The sequence below is a fragment of the Variovorax sp. 10N432 genome (assembly GCF_056394465.1).
In genome coordinates this window covers 1-14,718 of the sequence record NZ_JBFTHX010000046.1, presented here as the reverse complement: position 1 = coordinate 14,718, position 14,718 = coordinate 1, and the positions used below count along the sequence as shown (strand labels likewise).

Sequence of the window (14,718 nt, the reverse complement as noted above, 5' to 3'; positions counted from 1 at the left end):
CAGTTGACGTCCTCCCGGTCGTCAGTCGTTTAGCTTGGCCGTTCGCAACCGAAGGGAGTTGGCGATGACGCTCACCGAGGACAGCGCCATGGCGGCAGCAGCCACAACTGGTGAGAGCAAGATGCCAAAGAATGGATAGAGCACCCCGGCCGCAACGGGGATGCCGAGCACGTTGTAGCCGAAGGCGAACCAGAGGTTCAGGCGGATGTTGCCCATAGTCGCCTTCGACAACTGGCGCGCCTTGACGATACCCATAAGGTCACCGTGCAGCAGCGTTACGCCTGAACTTTCCATTGCGACATCGGTTCCCGTGCCCATGGCGATGCCGACGTCTGCCGCGGCAAGTGCCGGTGCGTCGTTGACGCCGTCTCCCGCCATGGCAACGACCCGGCCTTCGGTCTTCAATCGCTGCACTACTGACGCCTTGTCTTCAGGAAGGACCTCTGCGACGACCTCGTCGATGCCCAGTTCCCGACCGACCGCCTGCGCAGTGGTCTTCCCGTCGCCGGTGAGCATCACCACACGGATGTTTGCCTTTCGCAATGCGGCGATGGCTTGGGCCGTGCTTGCCTTGATGGGATCCGCGATGCCGACGAATCCGGCCAGGCGACCATCGATGCCGACGAATATGACAGTGGCCGCCTTGGCACTGACGGCCTCGGCAGCCGTGATGAGCGTGGCGACTTCGATGCCGTTCTCCGCCAGGAACTTCGCGCCGCCGCAGACGACACGGACGCCGTCCACGACACCGAGCACACCCTTTCCAACGGGCGAATCGAAGTCGGTCACAGGCGAGAGCGAGAGCTTCCGTTCCAGCGCGTCCGCGACGATGGCGGCAGCCAGGGGATGTTCGCTGGCTCGCTCCACGCTGGCCAGCTTCTGAAGAACGTTGCCCGCGTCGAAGCCTTCGACCGGTTGCACGGTCACGACCTTGGGGCGACCTTCGGTCAGAGTGCCCGTCTTGTCGACCACCAGCGTGTCGACCCTTTCCATTCGTTCCAGCGCTTCAGCATCCCGAATGAGCACGCCACTCTGCGCACCGCGCCCGACCCCCACCATGATTGACATCGGCGTTGCGAGGCCCAGGGCACAGGGACACGCGATGATGAGTACAGCGACCGCGGCGATGAGCGCATATGAGAAGGCTGGACTGGCTCCCCACACGAACCAAGCGACGAAAGCGAGCACTGCTATGGCAATGACGACCGGAACGAACCATCCTGCAACCTGGTCCGCCATGCGTTGAATCGGCGCGCGGCTGCGCTGAGCGGCGGCCACCATGTGGACAATCTGCGAGAGCAGGGTATCGGCGCCGACCTTTTCGGCCCGCATCACGAAGCCGCCGGTCTGATTGAGCGTTCCTGCGGTCACCTTGGAGCCAGGCGCCTTGGCCACCGGCATCGGCTCGCCGGTGACCATCGACTCGTCGACGGTACCCTTGCCGTCGGTGAGTTCGCCATCGACCGGCACCTTTTCGCCGGGTCGCACGCGCAGCAACTCACCGACCTGCACGGTTTCCAAGGGGACCCGCTCGTCGGTGCCATCGGCCGTCACGCGAAGCGCCTCCTTTGGCGCCAGGTCAAGCAGTGCGCGTATCGCGCCCGATGTCTTCTCCCTGGCCCTCAGTTCCAGCACCTGGCCAAGGAGCACCAGCACGGTGATGACCGCGGCGGCCTCAAAGTAGATGGCCACGGCACCGCCGGGCCCCCTGAACTCGGCCGGAAAGACCTGCGGCATCACCGTCCCGACGATGCTGTAGACCCAGGCCACACCGGTTCCCAATGCGATGAGGCTGAACATGTTCAAGCTACGGTTCTTGACGGACGCCCAAGCGCGGACAAAGAACGGCCAGCCCGCCCATAGCACCACCGGGGTCCCGAACAAAAGCTGAATCCAGTTCGAGGTCTGCTGCCCGATGAGGTGATGGATGTCCATAAGGTGCGCGCCCATCTCCAGCGCGAAGACCGGAATGGTCAGCGCGAGGCCGACCCAGAAGCGTCGGGTCATATCGCGCAACTCGGGGCTCTCGCCGGATTGCGTCGTGGCCACCACGGGCTCGAGCGCCATGCCACAGATGGGGCAGTTTCCCGGGCCCCTCTGCCGCACCTGCGGGTGCATGGGACAGGTGTACTCGATGTCCTTTGAGCCCGCCCTCGGCGTGCTCGTCGGAGGGGACTGCGCATGGCCGGTGTGCGCGCCGTGGCCATGAGGGTCGGGATGGGCCATGTGGTCGTGCATCTCGGCCGTGTCCAGCTTGGACGAGGTGTCGGACGTCATTGGCATCTTCTTTCCAGCATTGGTGATGGCCCAGTCTCCACCCTCCCATGATAGGAAGGTCAAGACGGCATAGGTTTCGTTTGCCTTAGGTCTGAGGCTGGGCAACCACGAGGAAAGCGATCCACCCGAGGGTCGCCAATAGAAAGGCCCAGCAAGCCCAGAACAACGCACGGTCCCACCACTGCGGTTCGCGACCCCCAGCCTCGAGCCGATACTTGAGCGTCATCCCCGCGCCATGGAGGAGCACACCGGCACCCAGCAGCGTCAGTGCGTGCCGCTGTATTGTCAAGGGCGCAAGCAACCCTAGTCCCACTCCGAGGACGACGGCACCGACCCCTGATAACAGCTCGGCGCTCTTGACGCGAGCCGTCCCACTAAGCATGTCGATGGCGACCGCCGCCCCAGGCGGGAATGAAGCGAGGCGTCACTTGTGCGTAGGCGCGCCAAGCTTCTCCGAACTCGCGCTCTGAATCATCTTCCTCGGAAACGGCGAGCCGGACGTACATGAAAACCAGCACCGGGAACATCGCCAGAGTCAGCATCGTCGGCCACTGAAGTAGGAATCCGAGCATGATGAGTACGAACGCGACGTATTGCGGATGCCGAATGCTGCGATACGGGCCGGCTGTGGCCACCTCATGGCGCCGCTGCGCGTGATACAGCACTTGCCATGCCTTTGACAACAGCATGAAGCCAACAAAGATGGCAATGAAGCTCAGGATGTGCAGTACGCCCGCGTGTGGATTTCCGTGCTGGCCCGTAAACAACCACCACAGGTGCCCGGCGTCGTGCCCGAACAGGTTGACGCCCGGAAACTTGGCACCGAGCCAGCCGGACAGCAGGAATATCGTGAGAGGGAAGCCATACATCTCTGCGAACAGGGCCACGATAAACGCCGAGTAGGCGCCAAAACTCCTCCAGTCCCGCAGCGTAGACGGTTTGAAGAAGCTGTATGCGAACCCGATGAAGACGGCGGAGTTCAGGAGCACCAGGCTCCACAAGCCGTAGTCATTGCTCGCGCTGTTCATGGTCGCCTCCCGACGGGTTGTGCCCGGAGTGCTTTCCTCCGTGATGGTGCCCGTGGTGCATGAAAACATGCATCAGCGGACAAGCGAGGATGAAAAGAAATGGAAGCCATCCAAGCAGGTGCGCCCGGTGTTCGGTGACAAGGAAGAACCCGCCGACAAGGGCGACGACAAGCAAGCCGATTCCACCGGGTGAGCGCCAGAAAGGTGGCTCATGGTCGTTCGTGTCCATCTCAATGCTCCCCAACAATTTGTGCCTGCTACCTGGCCGCGGGAGGCGTTGCCGCCTCGCGGTCCACCATCATCTGCATCATCATTTGCATCATGGCCATGTGCTGCATCATGTCTTTCTGCATGCCGCCGGGCATCGAGGACATGCCCCCGCCCTGCATCGGCATGCCGCCGCCCATCTGCCCCATCATCGCCATGCCATCCTGCATGACCTTCATGTGGTCCTTCATCAGCGCGGCACGCTCTGCGGGCGTCTTGGCGGCCATCATCTTCTGATGCATCTCCTGCATCGTCTTCATTTGCTGGTCGAACTTGGCCGGGTCGAGCTTTGGTGCGGCTTCAGCCGCCGGGTGATGCGTCTCGTGCTCTTCGGCCTGTTTGGCCCCCGAGCCGGGAAGCGAGGAGCAGCCGGCAAGCGTGACCGCTGCGGCCGCAGCCAAGATACATATGCGCTTCATGGTTCTTCACTTTGTGCCTTGGGTGCTCGGGACAGCACTCCACGGCTCCACAATGCTCCCAAGGTCCGCCTTCGCTCTTGATGCAAATCAAGGCAGGTGCGCGAGCGCCGGCTGACTTCCATAAACCCATGAGGTCTTACGCGCTGCCCTTGGCTATCCGCAGCAGCAGCCGCTTCGCTTCGTCGCCGCAGAGGTGGGCGAGGTGCCGTCGACGACCGACGGGCTGTAGCCAGCGTCCCGGATGGCGTCGCTCAACTTCTGAGCGGTTGCAGCCGCCGGCTCGATTTGAACTCGGTGTGCGGGTAGGTCTATTTGGATTCTCGCGCCATCGTCGACGCTGGCTACCGCCTTGCTGATGGTGCTCACGCAGTGACCACAGGTCATGTCGCTAACTTCAAAGGTAATCATTGCTTTGCTCTCCAGGGTGGTTTCGATAAGACAAATGTCAACCCTCCCATGATGGCAAGGTAAAGTCGCCAAGCAGTACCCCTAGTGAGTCAAACTTTTTCTGAGATTGGTTGACCTTCCCATGGGGGCAAGCTCTAGAGCTCGCCGTTACGCCCTTCGAAGGTTCCGCCTTCATGCTGTCGCCCGTGAAGTCCCCCTCCGAGCTTCGTCTCGAAGCGACAAGAGGGGCCCCACGAACCATCTGACCCAGACAGGCCTCTCTGAGAGGATAGGGCTCGTTCGTCCTCCGCACGGGCAACGGTTGGCCAGGCTCTGCCTAGGCCCGCGATCAGATGCATCGAACATGAAAAACCACATCAAGATTTTGCCAGGCGCCTTGTCGCTCGGCGTCCCGCTATGGACGGCCGCGCAGACCACGCGGATCGAGCCGGCAGTCGCTAGTTCACCTGCGCAGGCAAGCGCAGCAGCATCCGTGAGCATGTGCGCCACGTCTGAGATGAGCGCGAGGCTCCCAACCCACGAGCGGGGTGACAAACAAGACGGCTCAAAATTCTAGATAGCGGAAAGTCCCATCACCGGGCTCGCGACCGCTTTGCTCTGAAGGCTCATGCTCGACGCTCCTCAATCCAAAATGTTGCATGGCCGAAGCGATCTGAGGCCAGTGCCAGTGCATCGAGTACCTTGCGTCTGTTCTGCGGCGTGTCCGGCAGCCATACGTTCGGTGTAACGACAGTCCCATGAATAGGTCTGACGACATCGTCGCCGTTCGCCAGCCTGATTTCGTACGGCACACGAAACGACCAGTGGTCCTCGACAGGCCGACCTTTCGACGTTAATTCAGAGTACGGCTGTTTCGCACCATGCGATCCGTTGTTGACCCGAGGGGGGGCGCGTCTGTCTTCTTTGCAGAAATACAGCCCCGTAAAGTGTGGGATCGAGCGTTCGGGGAAGCCCGGCAAGTGGAGGGCGCGCTCATGGACTGACCATTCATCGTTCAGGACGTACCCCTGCGCCTCAACGGCATCGATGAAGGCATTGCGGTTGAAGACACGCATCGGGGCAAAACAGCCCCCTCCTAAGTTCTGCGTGGTGATGAAGCCTTCACCGTCAATAAGCGGCAGCTTGTTGAAGAGAAGCCGCGAGGGTCCGTGCGCCATTCGCTTGATGAGACTGGCCGGTCCAACGTCCTCGAGATACTGAAGGGTCCCAGTGCACATCAATAGGTCAGCACAGACCCGGGACAGGCTTTCGTTCAAGTTTGGAGAGAACTCGAGCGCAGCTGCTTTGCGCACAGCGGCCAGCGTTCTGCCCATCGCAACGACCGATGGAACCTCGACTATGTTCCAGCTCAGCGTCTCCGGCATATCGATGAATGGAAGGTAGCGGTAGTAGTGCACGCCCACAGACCCCCCGACGTCCAAGATGCTCTGAGCACCATCTCGGAACGCGGCCGAGAGCCACCACATCACGGGATAGTCGGAAGCGAAGACTCTTCGAGTCCGAGCCTCGACGTGTTCCTTGTGAATTGCATTTGTATTGAACTCCGAGCTCACCGGTAACCAGCGTCGTGCACTGTCGAAACTGTCAAAGATCCCAAAATGCAAGCCGGTTCCGCGCTCTGAAAGAAAATGTTTTCGCCCCCAATGCATGAGGGCCGGTCGCGCTAGGGGCCCATCCAGGAAGTCGCGGATCATCTGTGCTGTACTCGCATTTCTCATCGGTCTCTTCTCCACCACCGTACCAACAAAGATCTCTTCTTATGAAAGCAGCATCCGCCGTCGCCTTGGCGGCGGATGCAGAGGACTAACGCAGAGCCTCCAGCCTAGTGACCGTGAACTTGCCGTCGATCTTCTCGGCCCGGAACTCCACCTTGTCTCCGACTTGGACCTTGTCCAGGACCGTGTCGTCCTTCACCTGAAACACCATGGTCATCCCAGGCATGTCTAGATTCTTCAGGGGCCCGTGCTTGATCGTGAGCTTCTTGGCATCCTTGTCCACCTTGCGGACCTCGCCTTGCGTGAGTTCGGACGCGTCGGAGGCGCTTGCGTTTGGGATCGCCGTCGATGTTCCGCTTGGCTGCCCAGTCGCCAGACTTGGGAGTGCCAACACGGAAATGAGGAGGCCTATAGCAATTGAAGTTTTGAGCATGAGAGTTTCCTTGAGGTGTGTTGAGGGCGCCGGGGCGCCGCGAGCCAATCGTGAGCTGTGCCTAGTGTTGCTTCGTGGAACTGTTAGTCTTGTCTACCATCACGCTGCCCTTCATTCCTGCGTCGTAGTGGCCGGGCTGAAGGCAGGCAAAGTCCACCTTCCCTGCCTTGGTGAACTGCCAAACGATCTCGCCGGTCTTGCCCGGGGCCAGGGTCACCATACCCGGGTCGGCGTGCTCCATCTCTGGGTTCTTCTTCATCGCTTCGTAGTGCTCCTTCAGCTCCTTCTCTGTGCCGAGAACCAGCTCATGCTTGAGATGTCCTGAGTTGCTGACGACGAAGCGAACGGTCTCGCCTTGCTTGACGGCCAGAGTCGATGGGTTGAACCGCATGCTGTCCGTCATGTCGACCTTTACGATGCGATCAGCTTTGGTGGCATCCCCGGACTTGCCGAAGGCGTCGGCGGCGTTGTGGCCATGGCCGCCGGCGTGGTTGCCGGAGGCGGCCGCAATAGCGGTGAACGTAGTCGCGAGGGCCGCAAGCAACGTGTTGCGATGGTGGGTGTTCATAGGATTTTCCCTTGGTTGATCTGAGGAATGGTCAGTGGCCGGCGTGGCCACCACCAGCTGGTTTTCGAACTTGAACTTCAATGTTTTTGGCGGGCATATGCTGCGCCCGCATGGAACTGGCGCCTGCATTGCTGGCGCGGGCTGGTGCCGGCGGCTCACCGGCGAACTCATAGGCGATCGTCCGCTGCGGGTGTTTGAACCAGCCAGGATTTGAGTAGTCACCGGGCTTTTGGCCCTTGCGAACTTTGACAACGCTGAACATACCGCCCATTTCCACCGAGCCGAACGGGCCTTCGCCGGTCATCATTCGAGCGGTGTTGTCGGGAATGGGCATTTCCATCTCGCCCATGTCGGCCATGCCGCGCTCCCCCATGACCATGTAATCAGGGACCAGCTTCGTGATCTTCTTGACCACATCTTTGTGGTCAACACCAATCATGGTGGGCACGTCGTGGCCCATCGCGTTCATCGTGTGATGGCTCTTGTGGCAATGGAACGCCCAGTCACCTTCCTCGTCTGCCAAGAATTCGATTTGCCGCATCTGGCCAACCGCGACATCGGTGGTGACTTCGGGCCAGCGAGTGCTCTTTGGCGTCGGTCCGCCGTCGGTGCCCGTGACCATGAACTCATGCCCATGCAGGTGCATCGGGTGGTTGGTCATCGTGAGGTTGCCGAATCGAATGCGGACCTTGTCGTTCTGGCGCACGTTCAGCGAATCAATGCCAGGAAAGATGCGGCTGTTCCACGACCAAAGATTGAAGTCGAGCATGGTCATGACCTTGGGCGTCGCGCTGCCGGGTTCAATGTCGTAGGCATTGAGCAGGAAGACGAAGTCGCGGTCGACTTCTTCGATGAGCGGGTGCCGCTCCCTCGGGTGAGTCACCCAGAATCCCATCATCCCCATCGCCATCTGGACCATCTCGTCGGCATGAGGGTGGTACATGAACGTCCCCGGCCTTCTCGCCACGAACTCATAGACGAAGGTCTTCTCAGGTTGAATGCCCGGCTGGGTTAGGCCGGTGACGCCATCCATTCCGTTGGGCAGGCGCTGGCCATGCCAATGAACGCTGGTGTGTTCCGGAAGCTTGTTGGTGACGAAGATACGCACCCGGTCACCCTCGACCACCTCGATAGTCGGCCCTGGAGACTGGCCGTTATAGCCCCAAAGGTGTGCTTTGAAGCCCGGCGCCATCTCGCGAACGACGGGCTCGGCCACGAGGTGAAACTCCTTCACACCGCCGTTCATGCGCCAAGGAAGTGACCAACCGTTAAGCGTCACCACAGGATTGAAGGGTCGCCCCGTCGACGGCGCGAGCGGCGGCATGGTGTCAGGCTTGGTTTGCAGCACTGGCTCTGGCAACGCTGCCATGGCAACCTTGCTGACCGAGGCGGCGGCCAGGGCACCCGTGATAGCGCCTGCTCCGCCTAGAAAGTTTCGTCTGTTCTTCATCTGCAGTGGATCGAGTAAGGAGTTCAGTGAGCGGCGGCCGCGTCCGAGGTCGAGGCGGGGCTGGAAGAAGAAAAAGAGGTCATGCCTGCCATGGGCCTACCAATGACCGCAGCCTTCAGAGATGCATCGGCGAGCCAGAACTGCTGCTGGGCATTGATGGCACTTGTCACGCTGGCTATCTGGTCCCGAGCCTCCGCGAGAAGCTCGAAAACCCCGATGAGCATTCCGTTGTATCGAAGGACGTTTTCTTCAGCCATCGTCTGCCTCAACGGGACAATTTCGTCGCGGTAGTGGCGCGCGATGTCGTACGCCGTTCGATAGGCCGAATAGTTTTCCCGCAGCTGCGAGGTGGCACCGCGCACCGCTGCGTCGTACCGGTTGGCGGCGGCGAGGGCTTGAGCGTTCAGCGCGTCTCGGCGCGCAGTTCCCCAGTCGAACAGCGGCAGCTGAATGTCGAATTCCCAGCCACGCCGTGTAGCGCTACCGCCGCCGGCGTTGTCGAATACCGTGTCGTGCCGATACCCTGCCTCCACGTCGATGAAGGTTGAGAGCAGGTTGATGCCCTGCGACTTGCCAGCAACCTCCAATTGGGCCTTGGCTTGTTGAATGTCCAGCCGCTGCTCCCCGGCGGCAGACGCGACCTGACTAGCATCGCGAGGAGCCCTGGGGAGATCGGGAAGGCGCTCGGGAAGCTTCAGGTGGACAGCTTGAACATCGGTCAGGCCCAGTGCCCTCGTGAGTTCTTCCCGTGCAGCGGTCGTGGCATGGCGCGCCGAAGCCAATTGGGTGGTCGCATCCGCATAAAAGACCTGCTGACGCGCTCGCTGCAGCTTGCTGAAGTTTCCGACCGCTTGCATCCGTCGTGCAAGCTCGGCACTGGCTTCAGCAGATTCCTTCACCTGCTCCGCATACTTGAGAGACTGCTGAGCCGCCACCGCTCGGACCCAGACTTGGCGCACCTGAGTGACCTGGTCAACGACCGCGCCGGTCAGCTGTACTTGAGCCTGGGCGACCAGACTCTCGGCAATGGATACGCGCTTCGGTAGAAGCAGCAAATCCACCAATCCAAACGATAGCAGGCGACCGATTTCGAGTTCATCACCCAGACGAAATCTCTCGAACGTGAAGACCGGGTTGGGAATGCGGCCCGCTTGGTTGGCCGCAGCGAGATCGACCCAGTTCTGCGCGATCAAAGCTTGCACCGTGGGGCTATTTGCCAGTGCGAGGCGCACCGCATCGTCCTGGGACAAGGGCTTGCTCAGCAATTCTTGCGCGAGGCCTGCCCGGGCCTTTTGCTGCTCGTCGGTACGACTGAGCTCCAGATTCCCGTCGGTGAATTGAGAAGCGGAAGTGTTGGTCGATTTCAGCGCGTCATCGATTCCGAGCGATGCACAGCCGGCGAGGAAAACCGCCCCGACCAAAGCCGAAAGAACGCGGACTGCGCGCCTCATGGCTTTTCCTTAGCAGGCGCCGCTGGAGGCATGGGTGCGGAGTGAGCCTCGTGAGCGTCCGATGGCGAACGCTCACCGTCAGTCTCTCCGGACGCTTCTTTGGCGTAGGCCTGCCAGCCACCTCTTTGGTGGACCGTTTCGTTTGCCTGGCGCCACGGGACACTAGAGCCAGCCGCGAAGGGCTTGTAGCCCTCCATCGCCGACTGGAAGGTGAGTGCGGGGGCCGCCGCGTCTTTCGCTTTGGCCTCGTCGCCCGACTGAGCGGCCGCTGCCAACGCCACAAGAACCGGCAACGCTGCCAGCCACCGGGCTGGCGAAAAATTGAACATGGAATCCTCGCGTGTTCATGAACGAAGTGCCATCAGCGGCCGGCGGCCGTGCGACAACAAGCGGAACATGCGCGTCCACCCATCAGCAACAGAAGTTCGCTGACGGATCAGACGCGGTCAGACGCGAGGAGGTTTTTGGGGAACAGGGGGCGAGATGCTTGACACCGGATGGAACGGCTCCAGCAGGTCCGCCTGCGGGAGCCCCTTCCAAAGAATCGGTTCCAGCGTTGGAGCCATGCCGACGGCGTGACACGCCGCGCAGTTGCCACACGTGTGCGACGCGCTTTGATCGTCTTGGTCGTGCTGATGGGGAGCCTGATCGCTCGCTTCATGTTCGTGCGCAGCTGGCGACGCAGCATGGTCGTGACTGGCGTGCTCATGCACCAGCCCCGCCTCGAGTTCCGTTCCCGACGGCGCGCAAAAGGCCATAGCTGCCGCCGCGTAGCCCTGAAAGGGTACGGCGAGCATCAAGAGCCAGAGCAGGATTGCGCGCAGGCGAACCATCCAGAAAATTCTATACATTGCCCGCAAAACTGCAGGAAAGACTGAGTTTGAACCTTCCTATGGGGGGAAGGTCAAGAGAAAGATCCTGCGCCGTTGGGCCGGAGTCGCTGCTGTTCACCGAAGCGGTTGGAGCAGCCCCATGGCGTCGCGCGGCCCAACTGCTGGAGTGTCGCCCGCACACATCCAACTCAGCCCCTATTGGCAGGCCGATGGGGGATAGGCCTGTTGACAAATCGCCCGCATGATTTTGCCCACATGCTTGCAGGCGCGCAGAGGTTGCCAGTTCCAGGCACTGCGTTGGCAAAGGCCAGGCAACCTCTTACAATTTCCGCGATGGCCTGTTTCCGCGCCTTTCTGCTGTGGTTTGTGGTGCTTGCGGTGCCCTTTCAGGGCTACGCGGCGGCAGCCATGACGTTTTGCGCACCTGAGCCGGCGCACGCGAACTCGGGCGCCGTCCACGACCACAGTGGGCACGATCACCGCGCACAAGGCGCTGAGCATCATCATGCAAAGATGGCCAGCGGTGACAGCGCGGACCACCATGTTGCCCGGGGCTCGCCCGACGATCCGTCGGACACGCCTCCCCACAAATGCGGCAATTGCGCCGCGTGTCATTCGGTCGGAATGATGCCGACTCTTGGCACGGCCATTCTTCGCGGTCTGCCTCAGGCCGATTTCGCCGAGCCTCTACGCGCTTTGGCGACCGTGTCACCTAGCGTTCCCCACAAACCACCTCGCGTCTGACCGCGTCCGAACCGTCAGCGATCTTCAGTTGCTGACGCGTCGACGCACATGTACCGCTCGTGTCGTCACGCCTTGCCCGGGCTTGACGACGGCACGCCGTTCATGAATTTCGCGAGGTCACCATGCTCACTTTCTTGCCAGCCCGTCCGTTGGCTGCCTTGGCACCGGGCGCTCGGCTCGGCTCTGCGCTGCCCCCTCGATGCCGCCGCCGAAGCTGCGTCCGCGTCTTCCCTGCGATCGGCGATGGAAGGCCTCGGGCCCTGAGCCGACGAAGTCCCGAGGAGAAACCACAAAGCGGCTGCCACAGCACATGTCGATCACACGCGCCGTACGGGTTCTGAAGACTAGGAGGCAAGGATGACGATGCTCAATTGGGCCAGACGGTTGCAGCAGCTGAAGAATGTCCCGGTGCTTCGCTCGACAATGCTCCGGTTGAAAGCCGAAGAGTTCCTCACGCCGGAAGGATTCTGCAACTATTTTGGCGTCTTCGAGAGTTTCGACGCCGCCCGTGCCTGGCTGCCCCTCAATAAAGGATTCGATCACGCGGCATTGGCTCGAGGCTACGATGAGCATGTCCATCACGTGTTTGCCTATGACTATCCCGTCATGTGGTGGCTTCAGCACGCTTTTGGCGATGGCTCCAGAACGCTGCTGGACATCGGTGGCTCCTTTGGCGTGCACTACTATGCCTATCGGCGCTATATCGAATTGCCGGATGACCTGATCTGGGAGGTGGCCGAGCTGCCGGCAATGATCTCCATCGGCAAGGAGTTCGCCGCTCAGAAGAAAACCGCGCTTCGTTTCACTGGCGACCTTCAGGAGGCCGGAAGGCAAGCCAGCATCTGGCTTTCCTGTGGCACCCTCCAGTACATGGACGAAGGGCGAATAGGTCGCATGCTCGGCATCTCCGCGGCGCAACCGACTCACATCCTTCTAAACAAACTTCCGATTTGTGAAGGAAGCGACTTCGTCACGGCTCAGAACATCGGCTATGGCTGCTACTCGCCGGTGCAGGTCTACAACCGCGCTAGCTTCATCAGAGAGGTCGAGGACCTTGGCTACACGCTGAGGGACGAATGGAAGGTTCATGAGAGAAACATGTGGATTCCAGGACACCCGGAGTGCACCATACAGGCCTTCTCAGGGTTCTATTTTTCGCTGGCAGGTTAGTTTCTCTCGTTGCATAGAAAACAAGATGCTTGAAAAGATAGTGCCGTCTTCGATGCGCCAGTCGCGTATCGGCAAGAATGCCTGAACAATCGCGAAGAGCACTTGTTCTTGGGGTCCTACAAAACCTTCGACGCTGCAATCGCCGCACTCCCGAAGTCCAAGCCGATTGGATTTGACAACCTTGAGGAGGCCAAATGCCTCTTCACTTCACAGATACTTTTCTATGGCTACCCGGCGCTCTTCTGGCTAGGACGGTCATTCGATGATGGGCTGCGAAGCGTGTTCGACCTCGGTGGCCATGCCGCCATCAAGTACCACGCGCGACAGTCCCAAGCAGCAAATCGTTGCCGACCTTGCTCGATCGGGCCGTCTCGCTGCGACCTGACCTTGTTCATTCAGACGTGATTGCAAAACGGGTTCTGCAGACTGTCCTAGGTTTCTTTCTGCATCAGCAAAGATACATACTGCCACGAGGTCGAACGACCGCTGCTGGCTGCGGATTCAACCGGTCGATGCAACGATTTGGCTGAACATCTCAGCCGGTGTGTGGAAGTCGGGGGTCTTCCGTGGTCGCTCGTTCAATTGTCTTGCAACGGCATTCAGCTTGGCCTGTGAATGGCTCGAGAGATCGATCCCTTTAGGGAAGTACTGCCTGAGCAAGCCGTTCGTGTTCTCGTTGGTTCCGCGGTGCCAACGCTGGCGCGGGGATGCCGTACGCCCGGCGAACCCAGTTCGACGCCGCCAGCGAGGCCCGGAAACTGCGCGCGCCGGTTCCTAGGGCCTGCAGCATTTCTTGAACTTTCGGCCTGAACCGCAGTAGCAGGGTGCGTTCACGCCGGGCAGTTTGTCCGGTGGTGTTACTGCCCAGGAGCTATCGAAGATTCGAGGGGCGAGCATGCTGGGGCGATAGCTGCTCGAAGCAGAATCGCCGAGGGTGGACAAGATCTGGTGCTCTTCCATCATGGCCAGGGTCTCAGCTTTCTCTGCCTCGGACAGATTCGGGTTGCCCTCCGCAACCATTACGGTTTCGGAACTTCCAGGCGAGCCCTTTGTGTCTGCGCCCAGAACGACAATCTCCGCATAGGTGGGGAATTTCACTTGCGCCGCGCGCGCATAGAGCTCCATGCAAGCCTTCCGCTCCGCACGATAGCCGTCGTAGGTGACGTGCGCGTCGATCCATGGGAAGAGCAGGAAGATGTAGATCCGCTCTGGATGCGTCAAGGAAGCAACAACACGAGCACTACGAGCTTGGCCGGGCACCGTGTTGAACTTCTCAATGAGCATGTGGCCCAGCGCCGCCCTAGATGCCCGGTTCTCTGAGGCCATCGTTCGAACAGCGCGCTCATGAGTAGCCAGCGACTCAGTGCTCACCTCGCTGCCAACGTCGGCGGAGAGGACGGCTTCGGAGAGGTCGTTGGTGATTCGCTTCCAGGCCATCGCAGCTTTTCGCTGGCCTTCGAAGAGCGCATAGATCCTGGAGTTTCGAAGGGCTGACCACATGCCTTCCTCGAGAGTGAGAAGGCAGTCGTCGACGTCGGCTGGAATCGGCCGGTAGGGACGATAAGCACCAAAGCCGTTGGGTTGCAGGTTGCTGAAGTACACGGCGAGAAAGTCTTCCTCGCCGTAGATCACCGACAGATGTTCCTTCCGGATCGCGCGTTCGCGCTCGATAAGGTAGTGAATGAAGTCAGGGCCGGCATCCAGCTCGGTCAAGAGCAGATCCAGGGATCCTTCATCAAAGATGTGAACGAAGGTTTTGCTGGGGTCGATGTCTCCCACCCAGAGAGCCAGCCGCGCAAATCTGAACACGCCGCAAAGTGGATAGGCTGCTCCCATGGGCGAGGACAGAGCCCGGATGACAGGAGCAGACGACATGAGCAAAAGACCCCGCCGCAATCACTCAGCGGCATTCAAGGCCAAGGTGGCGATCGATGCGCTGGGCGATCGATGCGCTG

Annotated in this window: 14 protein-coding genes and 1 pseudogene; 2 read left to right on the top strand and 13 right to left on the bottom strand. The window is 60.6% G+C overall.

From position 1 onward, the window contains the following. Nucleotides 1-21: 21 nt before the first annotated feature. The 11 genes from AC1DF3_RS31845 to AC1DF3_RS31795 form a co-directional block, all read right to left on the bottom strand. The gene (locus AC1DF3_RS31845; RefSeq protein WP_478142098.1) at nt 22-2,238 is read right to left on the bottom strand and encodes a copper-transporting P-type ATPase; all 2,217 of its coding nucleotides are present in this window, start codon (nt 2,236-2,238) and stop codon (nt 22-24) included. Between the two features lie 413 nt (nt 2,239-2,651). Continuing rightward, complete coding sequence (locus tag AC1DF3_RS31840) at nt 2,652-3,305, bottom strand: methyltransferase family protein (RefSeq protein ID WP_478142069.1); 654 nt, start codon at nt 3,303-3,305, stop codon at nt 2,652-2,654. Next, nucleotides 3,286-3,534, bottom strand: coding sequence for a DUF2933 domain-containing protein (locus AC1DF3_RS31835; protein WP_478142068.1), 249 nt, complete (start codon nt 3,532-3,534; stop codon nt 3,286-3,288). Before AC1DF3_RS31835 ends, AC1DF3_RS31840 begins: the two co-directional genes overlap by 20 nt. Before the next feature lie 28 nt (nt 3,535-3,562). Further along, entirely contained in the window at nt 3,563-3,973 is a 411-nt protein-coding gene (locus AC1DF3_RS31830; protein WP_478142067.1) for a hypothetical protein, read from the bottom strand. Nucleotides 3,974-4,144: 171 nt separating this feature from the next. After that, complete coding sequence (locus AC1DF3_RS31825) at nt 4,145-4,399, bottom strand: heavy-metal-associated domain-containing protein (protein ID WP_478142066.1); 255 nt, start codon at nt 4,397-4,399, stop codon at nt 4,145-4,147. A 605-nt stretch (nt 4,400-5,004) separates the two neighbouring features. Next, the gene (locus tag AC1DF3_RS31820; RefSeq protein ID WP_478142065.1) at nt 5,005-6,093 is read right to left on the bottom strand and encodes a methyltransferase, TIGR04325 family; all 1,089 of its coding nucleotides are present in this window, start codon (nt 6,091-6,093) and stop codon (nt 5,005-5,007) included. Nucleotides 6,094-6,202: 109 nt separating this feature from the next. Beyond that, nucleotides 6,203-6,547, bottom strand: coding sequence for a copper-binding protein (locus tag AC1DF3_RS31815; RefSeq protein ID WP_478142064.1), 345 nt, complete (start codon nt 6,545-6,547; stop codon nt 6,203-6,205). A 61-nt stretch (nt 6,548-6,608) separates the two neighbouring features. Further along, on the bottom strand, nt 6,609-7,115 hold the full coding sequence (locus tag AC1DF3_RS31810) for a cupredoxin domain-containing protein (RefSeq protein WP_478142063.1): 507 nt from the start codon (nt 7,113-7,115) through the stop codon (nt 6,609-6,611). A 31-nt stretch (nt 7,116-7,146) separates the two neighbouring features. Continuing rightward, nucleotides 7,147-8,565: a multicopper oxidase family protein gene (locus tag AC1DF3_RS31805; RefSeq protein ID WP_478142062.1), complete on the bottom strand. Its 1,419-nt coding sequence runs from the start codon at nt 8,563-8,565 to the stop codon at nt 7,147-7,149. Between the two features lie 23 nt (nt 8,566-8,588). Next, nucleotides 8,589-10,016 (bottom strand): TolC family protein, encoded by a 1,428-nt coding sequence (locus AC1DF3_RS31800; protein WP_478142061.1) that lies wholly within the window; start codon nt 10,014-10,016, stop codon nt 8,589-8,591. 446 nt (nt 10,017-10,462) lie between these two features. Next, a complete protein-coding gene (locus AC1DF3_RS31795) occupies nt 10,463-10,849 on the bottom strand; it encodes a DUF2946 family protein (RefSeq protein ID WP_478142060.1) in 387 nt (128 codons plus the stop codon). 333 nt (nt 10,850-11,182) lie between these two features. On the opposite strand from AC1DF3_RS31795, the gene AC1DF3_RS31790 reads away from it, so the two are divergent. Further along, complete coding sequence (locus tag AC1DF3_RS31790; protein WP_478142059.1) at nt 11,183-11,593, top strand: hypothetical protein; 411 nt, start codon at nt 11,183-11,185, stop codon at nt 11,591-11,593. A gap of 357 nt (nt 11,594-11,950) precedes the next feature. After that, nucleotides 11,951-12,763 (top strand): methyltransferase, TIGR04325 family, encoded by an 813-nt coding sequence (locus tag AC1DF3_RS31785; protein WP_478142058.1) that lies wholly within the window; start codon nt 11,951-11,953, stop codon nt 12,761-12,763. 501 nt (nt 12,764-13,264) lie between these two features. Here the strand turns inward: AC1DF3_RS31785 and AC1DF3_RS31780 are convergent. Together AC1DF3_RS31780 and AC1DF3_RS31775 are read right to left on the bottom strand one after the other, a co-directional pair. Beyond that, nucleotides 13,265-13,468, bottom strand: a pseudogene (locus AC1DF3_RS31780) (transposase); the annotation flags it as partial. Between the two features lie 69 nt (nt 13,469-13,537). After that, nucleotides 13,538-14,572: an SEC-C metal-binding domain-containing protein gene (locus AC1DF3_RS31775; protein ID WP_478142057.1), complete on the bottom strand. Its 1,035-nt coding sequence runs from the start codon at nt 14,570-14,572 to the stop codon at nt 13,538-13,540. Nucleotides 14,573-14,718: the final 146 nt, after the last annotated feature.